Source organism: Rhizobium sp. 'Codium 1' (assembly GCF_020889605.1).
In the GTDB taxonomy this organism is placed as follows: Bacteria; Pseudomonadota; Alphaproteobacteria; order Rhizobiales; family Rhizobiaceae; genus Allorhizobium; species Allorhizobium algae.
Window position 1 is genome coordinate 32,802 of record NZ_JAJGPW010000003.1, and the last position, 22,752, is coordinate 55,553.

At 63.5% G+C, this 22,752-nt stretch carries 23 protein-coding genes; 18 read left to right on the forward strand and 5 right to left on the reverse strand.

Annotated features, from left to right (window positions below):
* Positions 1 to 91: 91 nt before the first annotated feature.
* Entirely contained in the window at positions 92 to 604 is a 513-nt protein-coding gene (locus tag LJE98_RS09590; protein ID WP_229574998.1) for a disulfide bond formation protein B, read from the forward strand.
* 16 nt (positions 605 to 620) lie between these two features.
* Here the strand turns inward: LJE98_RS09590 and LJE98_RS09595 are convergent, their stop codons facing one another.
* The gene (locus tag LJE98_RS09595) at positions 621 to 1,178 is read right to left on the reverse strand and encodes an HNH endonuclease (protein ID WP_229574999.1); all 558 of its coding nucleotides are present in this window, start codon (positions 1,176 to 1,178) and stop codon (positions 621 to 623) included.
* 107 nt (positions 1,179 to 1,285) lie between these two features.
* On the reverse strand, positions 1,286 to 1,930 hold the full coding sequence (locus LJE98_RS09600) for a DNA-3-methyladenine glycosylase family protein (RefSeq protein ID WP_229575000.1): 645 nt from the start codon (positions 1,928 to 1,930) through the stop codon (positions 1,286 to 1,288).
* Positions 1,931 to 1,959: 29 nt separating this feature from the next.
* Between LJE98_RS09600 and gluQRS the strand changes: the two genes are divergently transcribed.
* Positions 1,960 to 2,871, forward strand: coding sequence for a tRNA glutamyl-Q(34) synthetase GluQRS (gene gluQRS / locus LJE98_RS09605; RefSeq protein WP_229575001.1), 912 nt, complete (start codon positions 1,960 to 1,962; stop codon positions 2,869 to 2,871).
* Here the strand turns inward: gluQRS and LJE98_RS09610 are convergent.
* Positions 2,842 to 3,735 (reverse strand): YihY/virulence factor BrkB family protein, encoded by an 894-nt coding sequence (locus tag LJE98_RS09610; protein ID WP_229575002.1) that lies wholly within the window; start codon positions 3,733 to 3,735, stop codon positions 2,842 to 2,844. The two genes, gluQRS and LJE98_RS09610, sit on opposite strands and share 30 nt — an antisense overlap.
* Before the next feature lie 91 nt (positions 3,736 to 3,826).
* On the opposite strand from LJE98_RS09610, the gene LJE98_RS09615 reads away from it, so the two are divergent.
* From LJE98_RS09615 to LJE98_RS09665, 11 genes are all read left to right on the forward strand, one after another.
* Positions 3,827 to 4,651: an SDR family oxidoreductase gene (locus tag LJE98_RS09615; RefSeq protein WP_229575003.1), complete on the forward strand. Its 825-nt coding sequence runs from the start codon at positions 3,827 to 3,829 to the stop codon at positions 4,649 to 4,651.
* Positions 4,652 to 4,681: 30 nt separating this feature from the next.
* Entirely contained in the window at positions 4,682 to 4,879 is a 198-nt protein-coding gene (locus tag LJE98_RS09620) for a twin transmembrane helix small protein (RefSeq protein ID WP_229575004.1), read from the forward strand.
* Between the two features lie 4 nt (positions 4,880 to 4,883).
* Positions 4,884 to 5,462: a cob(I)yrinic acid a,c-diamide adenosyltransferase gene (locus tag LJE98_RS09625; RefSeq protein WP_229575005.1), complete on the forward strand. Its 579-nt coding sequence runs from the start codon at positions 4,884 to 4,886 to the stop codon at positions 5,460 to 5,462.
* A gap of 1,552 nt (positions 5,463 to 7,014) precedes the next feature.
* On the forward strand, positions 7,015 to 7,860 hold the full coding sequence (locus LJE98_RS09630) for a rhomboid family intramembrane serine protease (protein WP_229575006.1): 846 nt from the start codon (positions 7,015 to 7,017) through the stop codon (positions 7,858 to 7,860).
* 174 nt (positions 7,861 to 8,034) lie between these two features.
* The gene (locus LJE98_RS09635) at positions 8,035 to 8,784 is read left to right on the forward strand and encodes an electron transfer flavoprotein subunit beta/FixA family protein (RefSeq protein WP_229575007.1); all 750 of its coding nucleotides are present in this window, start codon (positions 8,035 to 8,037) and stop codon (positions 8,782 to 8,784) included.
* Positions 8,785 to 8,932: 148 nt separating this feature from the next.
* Complete coding sequence (locus tag LJE98_RS09640; protein ID WP_229575008.1) at positions 8,933 to 9,862, forward strand: electron transfer flavoprotein subunit alpha/FixB family protein; 930 nt, start codon at positions 8,933 to 8,935, stop codon at positions 9,860 to 9,862.
* A gap of 126 nt (positions 9,863 to 9,988) precedes the next feature.
* Positions 9,989 to 10,870, forward strand: a complete 882-nt coding sequence (locus LJE98_RS09645; RefSeq protein WP_229575009.1) for a 3-hydroxybutyryl-CoA dehydrogenase — start codon at positions 9,989 to 9,991, stop codon at positions 10,868 to 10,870.
* A gap of 142 nt (positions 10,871 to 11,012) precedes the next feature.
* On the forward strand, positions 11,013 to 11,996 hold the full coding sequence (cysP, locus tag LJE98_RS09650; RefSeq protein ID WP_229575010.1) for a thiosulfate ABC transporter substrate-binding protein CysP: 984 nt from the start codon (positions 11,013 to 11,015) through the stop codon (positions 11,994 to 11,996).
* Between the two features lie 68 nt (positions 11,997 to 12,064).
* Positions 12,065 to 12,886, forward strand: a complete 822-nt coding sequence (cysT, locus tag LJE98_RS09655; protein WP_229575011.1) for a sulfate ABC transporter permease subunit CysT — start codon at positions 12,065 to 12,067, stop codon at positions 12,884 to 12,886.
* Positions 12,887 to 12,889: 3 nt separating this feature from the next.
* Entirely contained in the window at positions 12,890 to 13,780 is an 891-nt protein-coding gene (gene cysW / locus LJE98_RS09660; protein WP_229575012.1) for a sulfate ABC transporter permease subunit CysW, read from the forward strand.
* Positions 13,777 to 14,799 carry a sulfate/molybdate ABC transporter ATP-binding protein gene (locus tag LJE98_RS09665; RefSeq protein ID WP_229575013.1) on the forward strand — a complete coding sequence of 341 codons (1,023 nt, stop codon included), beginning with the start codon at positions 13,777 to 13,779 and terminating at the stop codon, positions 14,797 to 14,799. Before cysW ends, LJE98_RS09665 begins: the two co-directional genes overlap by 4 nt.
* Before the next feature lie 23 nt (positions 14,800 to 14,822).
* Here the strand turns inward: LJE98_RS09665 and tlpA are convergent, their stop codons facing one another.
* On the reverse strand, positions 14,823 to 15,488 hold the full coding sequence (tlpA, locus tag LJE98_RS09670; RefSeq protein ID WP_229575014.1) for a thiol:disulfide interchange protein TlpA: 666 nt from the start codon (positions 15,486 to 15,488) through the stop codon (positions 14,823 to 14,825).
* 24 nt (positions 15,489 to 15,512) lie between these two features.
* Here tlpA and argH point away from each other — a divergent pair, with 24 nt between their 5' ends.
* The 4 genes from argH (at position 15,513) to LJE98_RS09690 (ending at position 21,291) form a co-directional block, all read left to right on the forward strand.
* Positions 15,513 to 16,916, forward strand: coding sequence for an argininosuccinate lyase (argH, locus tag LJE98_RS09675; RefSeq protein ID WP_229575015.1), 1,404 nt, complete (start codon positions 15,513 to 15,515; stop codon positions 16,914 to 16,916).
* Between the two features lie 97 nt (positions 16,917 to 17,013).
* On the forward strand, positions 17,014 to 17,202 hold the full coding sequence (lptM, locus tag LJE98_RS09680; protein WP_229575016.1) for an LPS translocon maturation chaperone LptM: 189 nt from the start codon (positions 17,014 to 17,016) through the stop codon (positions 17,200 to 17,202).
* A gap of 13 nt (positions 17,203 to 17,215) precedes the next feature.
* Complete coding sequence (lysA, locus tag LJE98_RS09685; RefSeq protein ID WP_229575017.1) at positions 17,216 to 18,484, forward strand: diaminopimelate decarboxylase; 1,269 nt, start codon at positions 17,216 to 17,218, stop codon at positions 18,482 to 18,484.
* A 134-nt stretch (positions 18,485 to 18,618) separates the two neighbouring features.
* On the forward strand, positions 18,619 to 21,291 hold the full coding sequence (locus LJE98_RS09690; protein WP_229575018.1) for a TIGR02302 family protein: 2,673 nt from the start codon (positions 18,619 to 18,621) through the stop codon (positions 21,289 to 21,291).
* A 33-nt stretch (positions 21,292 to 21,324) separates the two neighbouring features.
* On the opposite strand, the gene LJE98_RS09695 is transcribed toward LJE98_RS09690, so the two are convergent.
* Positions 21,325 to 22,047 (reverse strand): SDR family oxidoreductase, encoded by a 723-nt coding sequence (locus tag LJE98_RS09695; protein WP_229575019.1) that lies wholly within the window; start codon positions 22,045 to 22,047, stop codon positions 21,325 to 21,327.
* Positions 22,048 to 22,116: 69 nt separating this feature from the next.
* On the opposite strand from LJE98_RS09695, the gene LJE98_RS09700 reads away from it, so the two are divergent.
* Positions 22,117 to 22,752 carry a TetR/AcrR family transcriptional regulator gene (locus LJE98_RS09700; RefSeq protein WP_229575020.1) on the forward strand — a complete coding sequence of 212 codons (636 nt, stop codon included), beginning with the start codon at positions 22,117 to 22,119 and terminating at the stop codon, positions 22,750 to 22,752.

Below are 22,752 nucleotides of genomic sequence, written 5' to 3' on the forward strand. Positions count from 1 at the left end.
CGGTGATTTACACGCTTTCGCAAACGCAATAGAACCCGGCAGGTCCGGCGCTGATGCCGGCGACGTAGAAATCAGCCGCAGGCCAGATCCGATGCTCGCAATTCTCAATCGCCACCCCGACCGCGCGGCGGCCGTTCTCGTCACCTCAGGCATGGCGATCGTCGTCGGCACGGCCCTCGGCTTCGAGCATATCGGCGGCTATGTGCCCTGCGCGCTCTGCCTGTTGCAGCGCAATCCCTATTACATTGGTATCGGCGTCGGTTTCCTCGCCGTTCTCTCCGCCGTCTTCCGCCTGCCGCCTGTCGTCACCAAGCTCCTCTTGATTTCGGTAGCACTGCTGATGCTGGTCGGCATGGGCCTTGGCATCTATCATTCCGGCGTCGAGTGGAAATTCTGGGATGGCCCCGCCACCTGCTCGATCGGCGCGACCGGTGGCGATACGCCGGTCAATGTCCTGGAAGCGCTGAACGCGACCAAGGCGCCGTCCTGCACCGAGGCGACGCTCAGGGTGCTGGGCCTGTCCTTTGCCGGCTGGAATGTGCTGACCAGCGCAGCGCTTGCTGCCGTCGCGCTCTGGGGCGCGCTGCGCAAACCCACGGCCTGAGGCAGATAACGGAGCCTTACGGCTGCAGTTCGGTATCCCAGTAGAGATAATCGACCCAGCTTTCATGCAGATAGTTCGGTGGGAAGAGCCGGCCATTGTTGTGCAGGTCCTGCACCGTCGGGCGGTACGGCCTTTGATGCGGAACCATGCCGGCCTGCTTGGGCAGCTTCGAGCCCTTGCGCAAATTGCAGGGCGAACAGGCTGCGACGACGTTATCCCAGGTCGTCTCTCCGCCATGGGCGCGCGGGATGACATGGTCGAAGGTCAGATCGTCGGGCGAGCCGCAATACTGGCATTCGAACCTGTCGCGCAGGAAGACATTGAAGCGGGTGAAGGCCGGGTTCCGGGTCGGTTGAACATAGGTCTTGAGGCTGACCACGCTCGGCAGCCGCATCGAGAAACTCGGCGAGCAGACGGAATGTTCGTACTCGGCGATGATGTTCACACGGTCAAGGAAGACCGCCTTGATCGCGTCCTGCCAGGACCAGAGCGACAAGGGATAATAACTCAGTGGCCGGTAGTCGGCGTTCAGGACGAGCGCCGGCAGGGCCTGGGGAGAAACTGCAATCGTCAAGGCGAACTCCTGATCGATTCGGCATCTGCCCTTCTATATTAGGTCCGTTGTTACAGCATTGTGAAGCCTGAATCTTTGAGCCGTGTTGCGACCTTCAGGTGCGCCCCCTATCGCGGCAACGCCACGCGTCCGGTGATGCGTGCATAATGCGCCCAGAACAGCCGGGCTGCGACCGAGCGCACCGGCGACCAGACCTCGGCAAGCTCGGCCACCTGCTCCGGCAAGGGCCGCTCACCGGCGAAGAAAACATCGCCGACCGAGATCCGGAGCGCGACATCTCCGACCGGGAAAATGTCGGGATGACCACCGCAGAACATCAGGTAGACCTCGGCCGTCCAGGGGCCGACCCCTTTCAGTCCCGTCAGCGCGGCGATCGCGGCGTCCGCTGGCATGTCCGCCAGTTCGTCGAGCCGGAAGGGCCCGCCGAGATCGGCCTTGGCCGCGGCTTCGAGCGCCTGCGCCTTGCCGCGCGACAGCCCGAATGTGCCCACGAGTTCCGGGCCGAGCGCGAGATAGTCCTCCGCCAGCGGCCGGTTGCCAAGCACTGCCGTCATCCGCCGCCAGATGGCATCGGCACTGGCCCGCGACACCATCTGGGAAACGATGATCGAGGCAAGCCCCGCAAAGCCCGGCGCCGACAGCCGGAGTGGCAGGGGAGAGCAGGCGTCCGCGATTGCACAGAGCCGCGGATCGCGTGTCAGCAAAAGGGAAAGCCCCGCAGCGAGATCTGCCTCGCATCGGATCGTCGTCAAATCCGTCCCCTTTTCCTCATTCCACTCTCATGCGAAGGAAAAGCATGACCGAACCGTCACGTCAAACCGTGGGCCACGATGCCCCCGTCTTTCGCTTTGCGCCGAGCCCCAATGGGCGCCTGCATCTCGGCCACGCACTCTCGGCCCTCTTGAACGCTGACATGGCTGAAAAAATGGGTGGCCGCCTCCTGCTGCGCATCGAGGATATCGACCTTGCCCGCTGCAGCAGGGAACTCGAACAGGCCGTTTTCGACGATCTTGCCTGGCTCGGGATCCCCTTTGAAACCCCTGCCCGCCGCCAATCGGAGCATTTTCCGCTTTACCGGGAAGCGCTCGACCGATTGCAGGCCATGGGCCTCATCTATCCCGCCTTCCTCTCGCGCGGCGAGGTGAAGGCCCGCGTCTCGGCCCATGAGCGCGAGGGCGCCATCTGGCCGCGAGATCCTGACGGTGCACCGCTCTATCCGACAGAGGAGCGCTTCCTCTCCGAGGCCGAGAGAACTGAAAGACTGGCGACCACAGAGCGCCATGCCTGGCGGCTCGACATCGACAAGGCACGCGCCCTCGTTGGCAAGCGGCTCACCTGGGAGGAAACCGGCGACGGGCCGCGGGGGGAGATCGAAGCCGACCCGGCCGCCTGGGGGGATGTGGTGCTCTGGCGCTCCGATGCGCCGGCGAGTTACCATCTGGCCGTCACCGTGGACGATGCGGCCCAAGGGGTGACCCATGTCGTGCGCGGTCTCGACCTCTTCCACGCAACCTCCGTGCACCGCCTCTTGCAGGCCCTGCTCGGCCTGCCGACACCGGTCTATCACCACCACCGGCTGATATCGGGGCCGGACGGCCGCAAACTGTCGAAGAGCCTTGGTGACACCGCACTGGCAGCGCTCTGGGCCGAAGGGCGGACGCCGTCAGATATCCGCGCCATGGTCGGGATTTGAGATCCCGCCCGCAGGCCCGCCCTTCACCGGCACCACTCGGAATTTGAGCAGGGCCGCATTGAACTCCGCCCCGATGATGAAGATCGCACCGACCATGTAGAGGAAGACCAGCACGATCATGATCGAGGCGAGACCGGCATAGGTCGCGGCGTAGTTGGCGAAGGAGGCGAGGTAATAGGCGAAGAGCAGGGCCCCGACGAGCCAGAGCGCCAGTGTCAGCAGCACGCCGGGCAGCACATCGATCAGCCGCCTGCGCCCGTCGGGCAGGCCGAGATGAAACACGACAAGCGTGACAACCAGGAAGGCCACCGTGCCGTAGATGCGCCAGTTGGCGACGGTGGCGAGAAAGTTTTTCAGAAAAGGAAAGAGCCTTTCCGCATAGGCGAGTGCCACGGGCACCGCGACCAGAAGAGCGCTGATGGCCGCCAGCACCACGACCGCCGCCAGGACGAAGCCGAGGCTCATCAGGCGGGTGATGTACCAGGGTCGCGTCTCGGCGACCCGGTAGGCACGGTTGAGAGAAACCCTGAGCGCCTCCACCCCGTTCGAGGCGAAATACGCCGCCGCCAGCACCGAGATGGTCAACAGGCCGCCGCGGGGAATGGTCAGCACCTCGACGACCTGGTCTGACAGCGGCTTGGCGATCGTTTCCGGCCAGGTGTCGAAGATCAGATGCACTGCCGTCTCGGCGAACTGGTCAGCGCCGAGGAAGCTTGCGAGCGCCGTGCCGAAGATCAGGAAGGGGAAGAGCGCGAGAATGGCCGACAGCGCCACATGGCTCGCCATGGCCCAGCCGTCGTCCTCGGTGAAGTGCCAGAACGCATCGAAACCGACCTTGTAGAGCATACGCAGGAAAGTCGGCATCAAGTCTCCTCGGAATACACGCACGATTGCAGGCTGCGGCCGAATATGGGAAACCGATCGCCGTTTGTACAGGAAAGACGAGGTATAGCCTGTGAAGAGCATCATCGTCACCGGCTGTTCGTCCGGCATTGGCGCCTATTGTGCGGAGGCCCTGAAGGGCGATGGCTGGCGGGTTTTTGCGACCGTGCGCAAGCGGGAGGACCTCGCGGCTCTGGAAGCCAGAGGACTTGAGGCGCTGCTCATGGATTACACCGATCCTGGCAGCATCGAGGCGCTCGTGGCGACCGTCTTCGAGCGAACCGGTGGTCGGCTCGATGCCCTCTTCAACAATGGCGCCTATGGCCAGCCGGGCGCGGTGGAGGATCTGCCGACGGACGCGCTCAGGGCCCAGTTCGAAACTAATCTCTTCGGCTGGCACGACCTCACCCGCCGGGTGATTCCGGCGATGCGGGCGCAAGGGTCGGGTCGCATCGTGCAATGCTCCTCGATCCTCGGCATCATCCCCTATCGCTGGCGCGGCGCTTACACCGCCTCGAAATTCGCGCTGGAAGGCCTGTCGCTGACGCTGCGGATGGAGCTTGAAGGCTCCGGTGTGCAGGTGAGCCTGATCGAGCCCGGCCCGATCGAGAGCCGCTTCACCGCCAGTGCGCTCACCCATATCCGCCAGGCCATCGATCTCGAAAACTCCGTGCATGCCCAGGAGTACCGCCGGCAGTTGGCGCGACTTGATGGCACAGGCCCCGTGAACCGCCACAAACTCGGGCCGGATGCCGTCTACAAAGTCCTCACCCATGCCTTGACCGCCCGGCGCGCCCGCCCACATTATCTCGTGACCAAGCCGGCCAGGCAGGGGGCCTTCATCAAGCGCTGGCTGCCGGCCGACCTCTTCTATCGATTGATGCGCTCGCTGGACTGACCGGCGACGAACAAAGGTTCTTCCATCGCAATGTCCACATTCACCTATGTCCTCGCCATCATCGTCATGGGGCTCGTCGCTCTCGTTCTCGTCCGGGGGCTCTTCAACATGCTGAAGGGCGGAGACGGCAACACGTCGAACAAGCTCATGCAGGCACGCATCGTTCTGCAGGCGATCGCGCTTGCGCTGATCATGCTGACGCTCTGGCTGACCGGCGGCGGACGGTAAACCCATGGTCAAGCTCAACAAGATCTACACGCGCACCGGCGATGACGGCACCACGGCACTGGTCACCGGCCCGCGCCGCCTGAAACACGACCTGCGCGTCGACGCCTATGGCACGATCGACGAGACCAATTCGGCGATCGGCATTGCCCGGCTCCATACGGCAGACATGCCCGAGCTCGACACCATGCTGATGCGCATCCAGAACGATCTCTTCGACCTCGGCGCCGATCTGGCCGCCCCGGAAACCGGCGAAGTGCTCTCCTACGAGCCGCTCCGCGTCATCGAGGCCCAGGTCGACCGGATCGAAAAGGAAATCGACCAACTGAACGCCGACCTCGACCCGCTCAAATCCTTCATCCTGCCCGGTGGTACGCCCGCCGCCGCCTATCTGCACCTCGCCCGCACCACCTCCCGCCGGGCGGAGCGCATCATGGTCGAACTGTCGCGCTTCGAGGGCGAGGATGTTGGCGAGCCGGCGCTGAAATATGTGAACCGGCTGTCGGACTTTCTGTTCGTCGCGGCACGCCATGCGAATGATGGCGGCAAGGCGGATATTCTCTGGGTGCCGGGGAAGAACAGGTAAGAATCGACAGATCTCCCCTTGCGGGAGAGTTGCAAAATCGAGGGCTGTGCCCGATCAGGGCTAGATCGCAGATTTTGCTGAGGGGATCGACGTTGCGGGCACGACGAACGGCTTCCCTCACTTGCGATTTCTAATGTCCAGGCGGCCTACGCTCGCCTAAGCCGTTTCACTGCCTTCGCACGGCGTCGCGCTCAGGCCTTCGTTCGCTGAAATCCATTCACCGGATCGATTTCTGGCCTTCGGCCACCGCTTCGAAGCTTCCCCACCAAGGGAGAGATGGGCTCCGCGCTGGCGGCCCGCGCTCCCCCGCTCCAGAAACTGAACTGTCAAATAACCCAAGCTTCGCCGCCGGTCGGGACCGCTCCCTCCGGGTGGGCTGAAACTTTCCTCGGGTTGAACCCGAGGGTCGGACGAGGCGCCAGAAGCAACCTGTCTAAGGTGTTTTATGTGGCTCCTTCCGGCGCCCCGTTCGGCGTCTTGTCCCGCTGCATGCGTCTCTCTGGCAAGGCGGCGACGGTCCTTGGAACTTGCGTTCCAGGGATGACCGGGCGCGGGTCCGGCTTTGGCAGAGTCCTCCCGAAGAAGTGTCTGCCATAGCCTGGCCGGTGGCCCGGGAGGTTCCCGCCGGATGGTGCACCAATCCGACCGGGACCCTCGCCCGGGGGATGATCGTCTGGCCATTTGCGGCCCGGCGCGCATCCCCGCCGTTTTGTCCGCCCCGCCATCGGTCAAGTTCGCGACGACGTGGGCGCCTTGTCTGTGTGCCTCTGAGGCACGTCCTTCCGATCAGGGTATCCAGGTTTTGGGGCGCATCCGACCCCGTCACCTTAGTCCAGCCCTTCGTCCGGAGGGAGACCGTTGCAGCGGGCCGGGGGTTTGTGCCTGCGAGAGTACTCGCCCCCGGCGCCGGCCCCGCCTCGCCTGACATCGCATCGTCAGGTGTATCCGAGGGCGGGACGGGGATGAGTCTACGAGCGGAAAAATGGGCGGGGATGAAAAAATCTTGTTTCGTTGATTCTGTTGGGGGATTTTTAGAAGTCGTCCCCCTTTTTTCCAGCAGGAGCGGCATTTTCTCGTGATCCGTCTGGCGTGGGAAGGCCTGTGTCTGGATCCTCGGGTCAAGCCCGAGGATGACGGAGGTTAGGGGGAGGGAAATGGTATTCTCCTCAGGACTCGTGCGATTGGGAACGGTAGAGGAATACCTGCGGCTTCCCCACCCGGCGTCATCCTCGGTTCGGATTTCACCGAGGATGACCCGAGGATCCAGTCACAAGCCTCGGGATGCCCGATCAGGGCCAAACCTAGAGATTTCGCAAGAGAGGGGCTCGGTGAGGTAGTCGCCTAGGGAACCGTGCCCCTCTGCAGGAAAATCTGAAGCTTAGGCGGCTTGCGCTAACCTCAAGCCTTCGATTTTCCGTCCTCCCCCGCTTGGGGGGAGGTTCGGCGCCGACGAGGCGGTGCCCGCCGCTAACACCGCAACTCCCCCTGTCCCCGCACTCCATCCTGCGCTAGCATCCGTCCACCCCACCCCGGCCAAACCCGACGAGGCGCGATGTTCATTCCCCTGCATGACCGAAACGCGCTCAAACATATTCGCAAGCAATATGTGACGCTGGGGCTGATCCTCGCCAATGTCGTGACCCATGCGCTGGCGACCCTCGCGCCGGAGGCGCTTTACGAGATCGGGGTCTATGGCATGGGCTTCATCCCGGCCGTTGCCTTCAACATCGCTGAACTCGATCCGCGGCTGGTGCTGGTGCCGGAAAGTGCAACCTACCTCACCTATTCCTTCCTGCATGGCAGCTGGCTGCATCTGGGCTCGAACATGCTCTTCCTCTGGGTCTTCGGCGACAATGTCGAAGATGCCATGGGGCACTTCAAGTTCCTGTTCTTCTACCTCGCCTGCGCCGCAGCCGGCGCGCTCGTGCATGGGCTGGTTCTGCCCGTGAGCCAGGCGCCGTTGATCGGCGCGTCCGGCGCCGTGTCGGGGGTGGTTGCCGCCTATCTGATGCTGCATCCGAAGGTGCGCGTCTGGGTGCTGGTCTTCATGCGGTTTCCCCTGCCGCTGCCGGCCTTCATCCCGCTCCTCTTCTGGGTCGGGCAACAATTCGTCATGCTGGTGATCGACGGCAACAGCAATGTCTCCTGGGGTGCCCATGTCGGCGGCATCCTGGCAGGCGCCGTGCTGGTGCTCTTTTTGCGACGTCCAGGCGTGCCGCTCTTCGATCGCGCGATCGTCACGCCCAAGGCTGTGGAACATGAAGCCCCGTCCGTCGATGCCGGAACGGGAGGTCCCTGGGGTACACCCGCCTCTGCCTCGCGGGCCCGGCATGAGGAGAAACCGCCGGAAACCGGGAGCCGGAAGCCCACACGCCCCGTCACCCACTGGGGACGATGACAAGAGGTCGCGGCCTCGGCATATTGACGTGCACGTCAACGTCAACTATTGCTGTCGGCCAAACGGTATCGATCGTTGTGTTTGGGGAAAAAATGCGTATCGATGTCGCCAATCGACAAACGGGGAAGCGCACATGAGCGCATTTTCCGGCGGAAGCTTTGAAGAGAGGAACCCATGAAGATACTCGTCCCAGTCAAGCGGGTTGTGGATTACAACGTCAAGATCCGCGTCAAGCCTGATGGTTCCGGCGTCGAGCTGGCCAACGTCAAGATGTCCATGAACCCCTTCGACGAGATCTCCGTCGAGGAGGCTCTGCGCCTGAAGGAAGCCGGCAAGGCGGAGGAAGTGGTGATCGTCTCGATCGGCCCTGCCAAGGCCGAGGAAACCATCCGTACCGCGCTCGCCATGGGCGCTGACCGCGGCATCCTGATCGAAACAGACGAAGCCGTCGAGCCGCTCGCTGTCGCCAAGCTGCTGAAGGGCGTGGTCGAAGCGGAAGCTCCGGGCCTCGTGATCGTCGGCAAGCAGGCGATCGACGACGATTCGAACCAGACCGGCCAGATGCTGGCAGCACTCCTCGGCTGGGGACAGGCGACCTTTGCCTCCAAGCTGGAACTCGGTGCCGACAAGGCAACCGTGACCCGCGAAGTCGACGGCGGTCTGCAGACCATCGACGTGAAACTGCCGGCGATCGTCACCACCGACCTGCGCCTGAACGAGCCGCGTTATGCCTCGCTGCCGAACATCATGAAGGCGAAGAAGAAGCCGCTCGACAAGAAGGCTCCGGCCGATTTCGACGTCGACGTTGCCCCGCGCCTGAAGGTTCTGAAGACCGAGGAGCCGGGTGGCCGCAAGGCAGGCATCAAGGTGAAGAGCGTCGCCGAACTGGTCGACAAGCTCAAGAACGAAGCCGGCGTGCTTTAATGAAATCCGTGAGGCCCGCCTGCAAAGGGCGGGTCGCTGCGCTTCCGGTGCTCACGTACGTGAAGTACGCGTCCCTCCGGTTCTCGCACCCCGCGCTTTTCGGCTCGGCCTGACGGATTTCCACGGAAACCTATTCGAGGATTGAACCATGGCTATTCTTCTTCTCGCAGAACACGACAACGCGACCGTCTCCGAACAGACCGCGAAGGCGCTGACGGCCGCCACCAAGATCGGTGGCGACGTGCATGTGCTGGTCGCCGGTTCCGGCGCAAAGGCTGCCGCCGATGCGGCTGCAAAGCTCTCGGGCGTCTCCAAGGTGCTGCTGGCTGACGACGCGTCGCTCGGCAACAACCTGGCAGAGCCGCTGGCGGCTCTCATCGTTTCGCTCGCCGGCTCCTATGACACGATCGTCACGGCTGCGACCTCGGTCGGCAAGAACGTCATGCCGCGCGTGGCCGCCCTTCTCGACGTCATGCAGGTGTCGGAAATCACCGAGGTCGTCTCCGCCGACACGTTCAAGCGGCCGATCTATGCCGGCAACGCCATCCAGACCGTCCAGTCGACCGATGCCAAGAAGGTGATCACGGTGCGCACCGCGTCCTTCACTGCCGCCGGTGACGGTGGTTCGGCGGCGGTCGAGACAATCCCGGCGGCTGCGAACCCTGGCGTCTCCACCCATGTTTCCGACGCTCTCTCGTCGTCGGACCGTCCGGAACTCGCCTCTGCCAAGATCATCATTTCAGGTGGTCGTGCCCTTGGCTCCTCGGAGAAGTTCCAGGAAGTGATCCTGCCCGTCGCCGACAAGCTGGGCGCTGCCGTCGGCGCGTCCCGCGCGGCCGTCGATGCCGGCTACGCACCGAACGACTGGCAGGTCGGCCAGACCGGCAAGGTCGTCGCCCCGCAGCTCTACATCGCCTGCGGCATCTCGGGCGCCATCCAGCACCTCGCCGGTATGAAAGATTCGAAAGTCATCGTCGCAATCAACAAGGACGAGGAAGCGCCGATCTTCCAGGTCGCCGATTACGGCCTCGTCGCCGACATTTTTGAAGCCCTGCCGGAGCTCGAGAAGGCGCTCTGAGCGCCATCTCGCAGTTGCGAAAGGACTGGTCAAAGACCCCTTTGCGGTCTATCAATCAGCCGGGTCCGCGATAAGCGGGTCCGGCATATTTGCGGGTGAAGACTGGAACGGGTGAGGAGCGAGACGATGACGGACAAGATCAGCAATGTGGGTGTCGTGGGTGCCGGCCAGATGGGCTGCGGCATCGCACAGGTCTCCGCCGCCGCCGGCTACAGGGTCACGATCTACGATCTCTCCAAGGAGCGGATCGAGGCAGGTCTCGCCACCATCAACGGCAACCTCGCCCGCCAGGTGACCAACGGCAAGATGACGGACGAGGACCGCAAGGCCGCCCTCGCGCTGATTTCCGGCAGCTCCGACGTCAACGACCTCGCTCCGTCGGATCTCGTCATCGAGGCAGCGACCGAGGACGAAACGGTCAAGCGCAAGATCTTCGCGGCCCTCTGCCCGGTGCTGAAGCCCGAGGCGCTGATCGCGACCAACACCTCGTCGCTCTCGATTACACGCCTCGCCTCGGCCACAGACCGGCCGGAGCGTTTCATGGGCATCCACTTCATGAACCCTGTGCCGGTCATGAAGCTCGTCGAGCTGGTGCGCGGTATCGCGACCGACGAGACGACTTTCAAGACAGCCAAGGAGTTCGTCTCCTCGCTCGACAAGACGATTACGGTGGCGGAAGATTTTCCCGCCTTCATCGTCAACCGCATCCTGCTGCCGATGATCAACGAGGCAATTTATACGCTTTACGAAGGTGTCGGCTCGGTGGAAGCCATCGACACGGCCATGAAGCTCGGCGCCAACCACCCGATGGGGCCGCTGCAGCTTGCCGATTTCATCGGCCTCGATACGTGTCTTTCGATCATGCAGGTGCTGCATGAGGGCCTGTCGGATTCGAAGTACCGACCCTGCCCGCTGCTGGTCAAATATGTCGAGGCAGGCTGGCTCGGTCGCAAGTCCGGCCGCGGCTTCTACGACTATCGCGGCGAAGTGCCGATTCCGACCCGCTGACGGACCATTCCGGCGGGGCACGATCCGACGGAAAGATATTTGCCCCTCGGGGTAATCATTGGTCGGCCATTCCTCGGAAGTGCTGAACCGACACTCTAGTTTGCGGGCTCGATACCGATCCCGCATTCCGGAGCTCAAGTTCATGAAACGCCTTCTCCTCGTCAGCGCAGCGCTCGCCGCCCTCTCTCTGCCGGTTTCGGCCGGCGCCGCCGACAAGCTGCTCAACGCTTCCTATGACATTGCCCGCGAGATCTTCGCCGCGGAGAACGAGGCCTTCATCAAGGCCAATCCGGGCGTGACGATCGACCAGTCGCATGGCGGCACCTCCAAGCAGGCGCGCGCGATTGTCGAGGGTCTGGAAGCCGACGTCGTGACCTTCAACCAGGTCACCGACATCGAGTTTCTCGTGAAGAACGGCTTCGTCTCCGAAGACTGGAAGAACGAGTTCCCCAACAGCGCCTCGCCCTTCTATTCCTTCCCGTCCTTCCTGGTTCGCGCCGGCAATCCGAAAAACATCAAGGATTGGGACGACCTCGCCCGCGATGACGTCAAGGTGATCTTCCCCAACCCGAAGACATCCGGCAATGCCCGCTACACCTATCTGGCGGCAACGGCCTATGCGAAGGAGAAATTCGCAGGCGACGAGGCCAAGGTGACGGAATTCGTCGACAAGATCTTCGACAACGTGCCGGTCTTCGACACCGGCGGTCGCGCCGCAACCACCACCTTCGTCGAGCGCGAGACCGGCGACGTGATCATCACCTTTGAAGCCGAGACCAAGTCGATCGCCAAGCAGTATGGCGAGGACAAGTTCCAGCAGGTGGTGCCGTCGGTGAGCCTGCTCGCCGAATTCCCGGTGGCGATCGTCGACAAGGTTGCCGATGCCAAGGGAAGCCAAGCGCTTGCCAAGACGTATCTCGACTTCCTCTACTCGCCGGAAGGCCAGAAGATTGCCGCCGATTTCGGTCACCGCGTTCATGACGAGGCGGTTGCCGCCGAATACAAGGACCAGTTCCCCGAAATCCGTCTCGTCACTGTCGAGGATGTCTTCGGCGGCTGGGACAAGGTCTCCAAGGAGCACTTTGCCGAAGGTGGCATCCTTGATGGGATCTATGGCAGCCGCTAAGAACGGCCTCCGATCAAATCCAGGACCGGCGGATTCTCCGCCGGTTTTCTCATGAAAGGACGACACCGTTGAAACGCCGCGTACTGCCCGGCTTCAGACTGTCCCTCGGGATCACCCTGGTCTATGCCGCGATCATCATTCTCTTGCCGCTCGCGGCCCTGATCTTCAAGGCGGCGAGCCTTGGACCATCGGACTACTGGCGTATCGTCTCCTCCGAGCGCGCCGTGGCGAGCTATGTCGTGACGGTCGGCTCGGCCCTGATCGCGACCCTGTTCAACCTTGTCTTCGGCCTGGCGCTTGCCTGGGTCCTCGTGCGTTACCGGTTCCCCGGGCGCCGCATTGTCGACGCCCTCGTCGACCTACCCTTTGCCCTGCCGACGGCGGTTGCCGGCATTTCGCTGACGACGCTGTTTGCCTCGAACGGCTGGTTCGGTTCGGCGCTCGGCGAAATCGGCATCAAGGTCGCCTATACGCCGCTCGGCATCATGGTCGCCATGGCCTTTACCAGCCTGCCCTTCATCGTGCGCACGGTGCAGCCGGTGCTGGAAGAGCTTGACCCGGCGCTCGAAGAGGCCGGCCAGACCTTGGGCTCCAGTGACGTGTCGATTTTCCGCCGTGTGATCCTGCCGCTGCTGACGCCCGCCCTTCTCGCAGGCACCTCGCTGGCCTTTGCCCGCAGCCTGGGCGAATTCGGCGCAATCATCTTCATCGCCGGCAACCAGCCTTTCTCGACCGAGATCACGGCGCTTCTCGCCTTCATCCGGCTTGAGGAATACGACTATCCGGCGTCTGCCGCGATCGCCTCTGTCATGCTGATCGCCGCCTTCGTCATGCTGGCTGTCACCAACTACCTGCAGGCCCGCGCGCTGCGCTACACGGTGAAAGGCTGAGCCATGAGCCATGTCACGACCACACGACGCCCGCCCCGTGTCGGCGATGCGCCCGTCTTCAAATACACCCTGATCGGCCTGGTCCTGCTGCTGGTGGCCTTTTTCATCGTCGCACCGCTGGCGGTCATTGGCATCCAGGCGTTTTCCAAGGGGCTTCCCTATTTCCTCCAGACGATCGCAGACGCCGATACCCGCCACGCGATAGGACTGACGGTCCTGACGGCCCTGATCGCGGTGCCGCTCAACACCATCTTCGGGGTGGCGGCCGCCTGGGCGATCACCAAACACGATTTTCGCGGCAAGCGGATATTGACCATCCTGATCGAGATCCCCTTCTCCGTCTCGCCGGTCGTGGCAGGCGTCGCCTATCTCTTTGTCTATGGCCTGCAGGGCATTTTCGGCCCCGCCCTCGACAGTGCCGGCCTGAAGATCCTCTTCGCCCTGCCGGGCATCGTGCTCGCCTCGATGTTCGTCACGGCACCCTTCGTGGCACGCGAGCTGATCCCGCTGATGCAGGCGCAAGGGCGCGATCTCGAGGAGGCGGCCACCTCGCTTGGCGCGGGCGGTTTGCGCACCTTCATGTCGGTGACGCTGCCCAACATCAAATGGGCCATGCTCTACGGCGTCGTGCTCTGCAATGCCCGCGTCATGGGTGAATTCGGCGCCGTGTCGATCGTGTCGGGCAATATCCGCGGCCAGACCAATACGCTGCCGCTGCATATCGAACTGCTGTACCAGGACTACAATGCCGTCGGCGCATTCGCGGCCGCCTCGATCCTCGCCGCTCTGGCCCTTGTCACGCTCGTGGCCAAGGTTCTGCTCGAACGCCAGGGGGCAGGACGCCGAAACCGTCCCGCCACGCTTGCCGGCAATACTTCGGAGATGAATTCGTGAACATTCGCCTCGACACGGTCGTCAAGACCTTCGAAACCTTCCGCGCCGTGCATGGCGTCTCGCTCGACATCAAGAGCGGCGAACTGGTGGCATTGCTCGGTCCCTCCGGTTCCGGCAAGACGACCATTCTGCGCATGGTGGCCGGCCTGGAATTCGCCGATGGTGGCCAGATCCATTTTGGCGAAGAGAATGCGACGGACATTCCGGTGCGCGACCGCGGCGTCGGCTTCGTCTTCCAGCATTATGCGCTCTTCCCGCACATGACGGTGGCGGAAAACATCGCCTTCGGCATGAAGGTATCGAAGGTCAAGCGGTCAAATGCCGACATCGACAAGCGCGTCAATGAACTGCTGGCCCTTGTGCAGCTTGCCGGTTTGGGTGAGCGCTTCCCGGGCCAGATCTCCGGCGGCCAGCGGCAGCGCGTGGCACTTGCCCGGGCACTCGCCGTCGATCCGCGCGTTCTGCTGCTCGACGAGCCCTTCGGCGCGCTGGACGCCAATGTCCGTCGCGACCTGCGCCGCTGGTTGCGCTCCATCCATGACGAGCTTGGCATCACCACCCTCTTCGTCACCCATGACCAGGAAGAGGCCCTCGACCTCGCCGATCGCGTGGTCATCCTCGACAAGGGCAAGATCGTTCAGCAGGGCACGCCGGAAGAGGTCTGCCGCCAGCCCGCCAATGCCTTCGTGATGCGTTTCCTCGGCGACACAAACGCGCTGAAAGCCACTGTTGCGGCTGGCAAGGCAAAAGTGGATGCCATGGTCTATGCGGCCGACGGCCTGAAGGATGGGCCGGCGGAGCTTCTGTTTCGGCCGACCGACGTCGAATGGAGCAACGACCCTTCCAAAGGTGTGGCCGCAACCATTCTGCGCGTTCTCGACCGTCCGGGCTCGAAACGGGTACTGTCCAGGACCACCGACGGGACCGTCATCGAATTCGACGTCGCGCCGGAATTTTCAGCCACGATGGGCCAGTCGGGCTTCATCGAGATCCTGCGGCCACGCCTTTTTCAAGATTGAGACGCTGACCGGACCGGAAGCAATCAGCTTCCGGTCGCTGCCGCCGTCACCAGCGCCTTGGCATCCGCACCGTCCCAGGCCGCCGGACCGTTCATGCTGCCGAGCAGACACCCCTTGCCATCGACGAGCAGCGTGACGGGCAGGCCGAAGGCGAGACCTTCGCGCTTCAACTGGTTGAAGACCCCCATCGAGGCATCGCGGTAGAGCCCAAGCTGATCGACGCCGGTCTCTTCAAGGAAGGTCTGCGGCTTCTCGACATCGCCGGTATCGATATTGATCGCGAGCACCTGGAAGGCATCGCCACCGGCGGCCTCCTGCAGGTTGTTGAGCGCCGGCATTTCTTCGCGGCAGGGCACGCACCAGGTGGCCCAGAGATTTATGAGAACCGTCTTGCCGGCGAAGTTTGCCATGGTCATGGGCGCACCGGCCTTGTCCTGGAAGGTAAGCCCCTGGATGAGCTTCGGCTCGCTGACGGGGATCATCGCAGCGACATCGCCCTTCAGATAGGGGGTAAGGGTCTCCGCCCTGGCGACGGAACCCTCGCATTGCGCGGCATCTGCAGTCTCCACGGCATTGCCAGACATGGTCTGCTTCACGTATACCGCAGCCGCGCCGGCGACGATGCCGGCCACCGCCGCGATCGCAACCAGCTTGGTGGGGAAGAGACGCTCAGGTCTTTTTTCTGTCATGTCATTCTCCAGGACGGGCATTCCATGGCCGAGGCAACCAAAGACACCAAATCCTCCAACCAGATGTGGGGCGGTCGCTTCGCCTCCGGCCCGTCGGCCATCATGGAGGAGATAAATGCCTCCATCGGTTTCGACAAGAAGCTTTACGCCCAGGACATCCGCGGCTCAAAGGCGCATGCGACCATGCTGGCGCACCAAGGCATTATCTCGGCCGAAGATAAAGACAAGATCCTTCACGGCCTGGACACGATCCTGTCAGAGATTGAAAGCGGAAGCTTCACCTTCTCGCGCAAGCTCGAAGACATCCATATGAACATCGAGGCGCGCCTTGCCGACCTGATCGGCCCGGCCGCCGGTCGCCTGCATACCGCCCGCTCGCGCAATGATCAGGTGGCGCTCGACTTCCGCCTCTGGGTCAAAGAAGAACTGCAGAAGACCGAAGCAGCCTTGTCCGGCCTGATCGCGGCCTTCCTCGACCGCGCCGAAGAACATGCCGACACGGTCATGCCAGGCTTCACCCATCTCCAGACGGCCCAGCCGGTGACCTTCGGTCATCACTGCATGGCCTATGTCGAGATGTTTGGCCGCGACCGCCAGCGCGTGCGCCACGCGATCGAACACCTGGACGAGAGCCCGATCGGGGCAGCGGCACTCGCCGGCACCGGTTATCCGATCGACCGCCACATGACGGCGGCCGCACTCGGCTTCCGCGAACCGACCCGCAATTCGATCGACACGGTCTCCGACCGCGACTTCGCGCTGGAATTCCTCTCGATCGCCTCGATTGCCGCCGTGCACCTGTCGCGGCTTGCCGAAGAGATCGTCATCTGGTCGACGCCGCAATTCGGCTTCATCCGCCTGTCGGACGCCTTCTCGACCGGCTCCTCGATCATGCCGCAGAAGAAGAACCCGGATGCGGCCGAACTGGTGCGCGCCAAGACCGGCCGCATCAACGGCTCTCTGATTGCGCTGCTGACCGTCATGAAGGGCCTGCCGCTTGCCTATTCCAAGGATATGCAGGAAGACAAGGAACAGGTCTTCGACGCCGCTGAAAGCCTGGAACTGGCGATTGCCGCCATGACCGGCATGGTCACCGACATGACGATCCGCACCGACCGCATGAAGGCTGCCGCCGGCACCGGTTATTCGACGGCAACCGACCTCGCCGACTGGCTGGTGCGCGAAGCCGGCCTTCCCTTCCGCGATGCCCATCATGTGACCGGCAATGCGGTCGCCCTGGCCGAGAAGAAGGGCTGCGATCTGGCCGAGCTTTCGCTGGACGAACTGCAGGGCATCAACGCGGCAATCACCGCGGATGTCTTCAACGTCTTGACCGTGGAAGCCTCGGTTGCCAGCCGCAAGAGCTTTGGCGGCACGGCGCCTTCGGAAGTGCGCAAGCAGATCGCCTGGTGGCGGGCGCGCAACTGATCACCCGCACTTGCGGGACACATCACGACAAGAGGGGTGCACAAGCGCCCCTTTTTTCGCTAGAGCCTAGAACAACAACATTTCTATGGACCGGGTCATGGTGAATTCGCTGAAACGCACGACGCTCACGCTCTCTCTGGTGCTGGCCGCCTCGCTGGCCCTGTCCGCCTGCGGCCGCAAGGGCGATCTCGACCCGCCGAGCACGCCGGTCGACCAGCAGAACAAGCGCGGTGTCGAGGCAGAAAAGACTCCTGACACCCCCTTCCTCCTCGATCCGCTTCTTTGACAGGGCTGAACCCGTGAACCACTTCGAGTATCGCGACGGCGTCCTCTACGCCGAGGGCGTGGCCATTCCCGAGATCGCCCGTGCCGTCGGCACGCCCTTCTACTGCTATTCGACCGCGACGCTGGAGCGCCACTACAAGGTCTTCTCCAAGGCTTTCGACGGGGTCGACGCCCTCGTCTGCTATGCCATGAAGGCGAATTCCAACCAGGCCGTCCTGAAGACGCTGGGTCGCCTCGGCGCCGGCGTGGACGTGGTCTCGGAAGGCGAACTCCGCCGCGCGCTGGCCGCCGGCATTCCGGCAAGCCGCATCATGTTCTCCGGCGTCGGCAAGACACCGAGCGAGATGGATTTGGCCCTCGAAGCCGGAATCTACTGCTTCAACATCGAGAGCGAGCCGGAACTGGAAGTGCTGAACCAGCGCGCCATCAAGGCCGGCAAGAAGGCGCATGTGTCCTTCCGCGTCAATCCGGATGTCGACGCCAAGACCCATGCCAAGATCTCGACGGGCAAGAAGGAAAACAAGTTCGGCATTTCCTTCGAGCGCGCCCGTGCCGTTTACGCGCGTGCTGCAAGCCTGGAAGGCATTCAGGTAACCGGTATCGACATGCATATCGGCAGCCAGATCACCGATCTGCAGCCCTTCGAAGACGCCTTCGGCCTGTTGCGTGAACTGGTCGAAACGCTGCGTGGCGACGGTCACACGATCGAACATGTCGACGTCGGCGGTGGCCTCGGCATTCCCTACAAGGACGACAACAATCCGCCGCCTGAGCCGGACGCCTATGCCCGGATCGTCAAGGACCAGCTGTCAAGCCTGAATTGCCGGATCGTCACCGAGCCCGGCCGCCTGATCGTCGGCAATGCCGGCATTCTGGTGACCGAGGTCATCTACGTGAAGGACGGCGGCGACAAGACCTTCGTCATCGTCGACGGCGCGATGAACGACCTGATCCGCCCGACGCTTTACGAGGCCTATCACGAGATCAAGCCTGTCGTGATTTCGGCAGCGAATGCCCCGCGCATCAAGGCTGATGTCGTGGGACCCGTCTGCGAGACCGGCGATTATCTGGCACTCGACCGGGAGATGGCCATGCCGAAGCCGGGCGATCTGATCGCGGTAGGCTCCGCTGGCGCCTATGGCGCCGTGCAGGCCGGCACCTACAACACCCGCCGGCTGGTGCCGGAGGTGCTGGTCAACGGCAACGACTTCCACGTGATTCGCCCGCGCCCGAGCTATGACGATCTGATCGCGCTCGATTCGGTGCCGGACTGGCTGGCCTGATCCATTCACAATTCGGCGATGAGGCGGGAAAAACTCCTGCCTCGTCCCGGCCGCCCTCGTCTTCGCCACAAAGACTGCTATCTTCGAGAACAATCCGCCGTGCCTGACGCGTGGCGAACTCGGAGACCAGACGGATGAGCTCTTCCCGCCCGGCCGGCCACAGGAAAGGCGCCTTCAAGGACGACCCGGCGCTCGCACGTCGCGTCGGTCTCAAACGTGTGCTCGCCCGCTCCGTGCTGTTTGCCGAGCGCCTGCTGCCGCTCTTCCTGCCGGTCGCAGGCACCGCCGCCCTCTTCGTCTCGCTCGCCTGGTTCGGTGTCTACCGCGAAGTGCCTGACATCCTTCGCCTCGCGATCGTCTTCATCCTCGTCTTTGCCTTCGTCGGCTCGTTCCTGCCCTTCCTGAAGCTCAGGCTGCCGAGCATCTCCGAGGCCGACCGGCTGCTCGAAGAGCGCAACGGCCTTGCCCACCAGCCGGTCGCGGTGCAGGACGACCAGATCGCGGCCGACACGCCCTTTGCCCGGGCGCTCTGGCAGGAGCACCAGCGGCGCATGGCCGAACGGATTGCAGCTCTCGACGCCGGCCTGCCGCAGCCGGACATCGCCCGCCACGACCGTTACGCGCTGCGCGCCGTGCCGGCGCTGCTCTTTGTCACCGCCCTTGCCTATTCCGGCTCCAACGGCGCCGGCTCCATCGCCGATGCCTTCCGACAGCATGTGCCGGAGAGCGAGGCGCCATCGATCCGCATCGACGCCTGGATCACGCCTCCGAGTTATACCGGCCAGCCGCCGGTCTTTCTTTCGGGCCTCGGCACACAGGACACGGCCGGCGTCACCGTACCGCAGAAATCCAAGGTCACTGTCCGCATCAGCGGCGGAGTTTCCGACGAGAAGGTTCTCTTTGTTCAGCAGTCGGACGGCACAGTCCTCGACGTGGCGGAGAAGGACGATGCGGCCGGTACGCTCACGGCCGGCTCCGAGATGGACGCCAGCAGTCAGACGACCGTCCCGACCCCACCAGCGCCAGCGCCGGCGCCCAGCGCATCCATGACGGCGCGCACCCATGAACTGGAACTTGCGGAAGCGGGCGAACTGCGCGTCGCCGACCGCCTCTGGACGATTGGCGTTACGCCGGACAAGGCCCCCGAGATCGCTTTCGACGGCGTGCCGCGCCGCGCGATCAATGGCGCGCTCGAAATCGCCTTCATCGCCAGGGACGATTACGGCCTGCAGAAGGCGCATGCCGAGATCGTGCCGGTCGAGGAGCAGCCGGGCGCCACACCGCTCTACCCCCTGCCCGAATACAAGCTCGACCTGCCGCGGCACAATGCCCGCGACACCAAGGGGGTTGCGAGCCGCAACATCACCGAACACCCGCTCGCCGGCCAGATGGTGGAGATCACGCTTGTTGCAACAGACGGCGCCGGTCAGACGGGCCGCAGCGAGCCGATCGAGATGCAATTGCCCGCGCGCAATTTCAGCGAACCGCTCGCGGCCTCGGTCGCGGAGCAGCGGCAGGTCTTTGCGCTCGATACCCGTCAGATGCCGCGGGCGATCGCCTTCAACGAGGCACTGGTCCTGCGCGCCGACGAGACCATCCCCGACCTCGGCAACTTCATCGCGCTCGAAAGCGCGCGGGCGCGCATGAACATGGCACGCGGCGAAGAACGGCTGAAGGACACGGCGGACTATCTCTGGGAAATCGCACTCGGCATCGAGGATGGTGACCTTTCGCTTGCCGAACGCCGGCTGCGGGACGCCCAGCAGGCCCTGTCCGAAGCGTTGGAAAATGGTGCCTCCGACGAGGAGATCCAGCGGCTGATGGCAGAGCTGCGCAACGCGATGCAGGAATTTCTTCAGGCGCTGGCCGAGCGCATGCCCAACCAGCAGGGCGAACCGCAGCAGAATGCCCAAAACATGCTGCGCCAGCAGGATCTCGACAACATGCTCGACCAGCTGGAAAACCTCGCCCGCTCCGGCAATCGCGACCAGGCCCAGCAGCTGTTGTCCGAACTGCAGCGCATGATGAACAACCTGCAGGCCGGCCGGCCGCAACAGGGCCAGCAGCAGCAGAGCAGCGAGGCCCGTCGCCAGATCGACAAGCTCGGCGAGATCATGCAGCAGCAGCAGCGGCTGATGGACGAGACCTTTCGCCTCGATCAGGCACTGCGCGACCGCATGCAGCGCGGCGATCCACAGCAGGGTGAAGAGGGCGCCGAAGGCCAGCAACAACAGGGCGAGCAGCAACAGGGCGAGCAGCAACAGGGCGAGCAGGGTCAGCAGAACCTCGACGGCATGACCGCCGAGCAGCTGCGCGAAGCTCTGCGACAGCTGCGCGAGCAACAGGACCAACTCGGCCAGCAGCTCGGCGACTTGCAGGAAGGCCTCAAGGGCCTCGGCATGGAACCGGGTCCGGGCTTCGGCGAGGCACAAGGAGAAATGCAGGGCGCCGGCGAAGCGCTGGGCCAGGGCCAGGGTGGCCCGGCCGTCGAGGGCCAGGGACGCGCCATGGAGGCGCTCCGCCAGGGCGCTCGCGACATGATGAACCAGATGATGCAGGCGCAGCAGGGCCAAGGCGGCCAGGGCCCGCAAATGGGTCAAGGCCAGGGCAACCAGGACGGCCGCGACCCGCTCGGTCGTCCACGTGCCACGAGCGGCCCCGACTTCGGCGAACAGGTCAAGGTTCCCGACGAGATCGACGTCCAGCGCGCCCGCGAGATCCTTGAAGCCATTCGCGAGAAGCTCGGCGAGAACACGAGCCCCGAGATCGAACGGCGCTACCTGGAACGGCTGCTCGACATCCAGTGAGGCCTGAGGCCTCACTGGAGCGACGGCGCCTGGTCACCAGGGTGTCACGCCGTCCGGCTCGTGAAAGCCTCCCGAGCCGCCCCTCTGGCCCAGGGCGAACAGCACGGGAAGCCTTGCCCCCTCTTCGGGCGTCATGAAGCCTTGGCCGGTCAGATCTGTCTTCACGAAACCCGGGCTGACGGAATTCACCGTGATCCCGGCGTCCTTCAGTATTTCATGCAGCTGGATGGTCAGCATGTTGAGCGCAGCCTTCGAGGCATTGTAGCCGATGAAGCGTGCAGCATAGTAGGGCGAGGTCGGATCGCTGTTGACACGGAGCGACCCGAGCGAACTCGCCAGATTGACGATCCGCGCCTCCTGTGACTTGTGCAACAGCGGCAGCATGGCCTGCGTGACAGCTAGCGTGCCGAGGAAATTGGTTTCCATGACCCGGCGCACGGCATCGAGCGAAGCCGTATCCGGCGGGCCATCGGCGAAATCGAATATGCCGGCATTGTTGACGAGGACGTCGAGACGGCCGAATTCCTCCGCGACAGACCGTGCGGCAGAACTGATGGAAGCCTGATCGAGGAGATCGAGCGGCACGACAGAGACGGATCGGCCGCTCCGGGCGAGATGCTCAGCTTCAACGGCAAGCTTCTGCGGGTCACGCGCGGCCATGATCACATGCACCCCTGAAGCGGCCAGCTGACGCGCGATCTCCAGGCCTATCCCCTTGTTTGCACCCGTGATGAGGGCAATCGATATTTCTGTCATGAATGGTCCTTCCGTTGCTGACGATGAGCCGGCATAATATGAAGGATCGTTCAGTTTGAGGATTCGCATTTGGCACCGGTCACGCCACAGTCGCTTTCCCCCCGGAAAAGGCCGCGTCAGGCCCGCGCGGCCGCGACCGTGGATGCGATCTACGAGGCGACCATTCAGGTTTTGCTGAGCGACGGACCACAGCGGCTGACGACCACGCGTGTGGCCGAACGCGCCGGCGTCTCGGTTGGCACCATGTACCAGTATTTTCCGCAGAAGCGGGCCCTGATCCATGCGCTCAACGAGCGCTACCTGGACATTCTCGCCGAGAGGATCGAAGCCACCTGCCGCCAGCAGCACGGCGCGTCGGCCGGCATGATGGTCGTGGCCCTGATCGAGACCTATTGGCAGGCAAAGACGGAAAGGCCGGAGGTGACGCGTGCGCTCTACCGTTCGGTTGCCGATCTCGACAATTCTGCCCTGATCGAGAGTTTCGCCCAAAGGGTCGATTCCGCAACGACCGGGATGCTGGAAAGCGCCAGCGACAGCTGCTTTCAGGACCTGGCGCTGGTCAATCGCACGCTGGTGACGACCATCTTCGGTGCGGTGCGCAATGCTTTCGAGCGGCAACTCGCAGACCAGGAGGCAGCCGGCATCATGCAACAGCTCGCGCTCATGTGCCGGGCCTATATCGAAGCAGTGTCAGGCCCTCGGTAG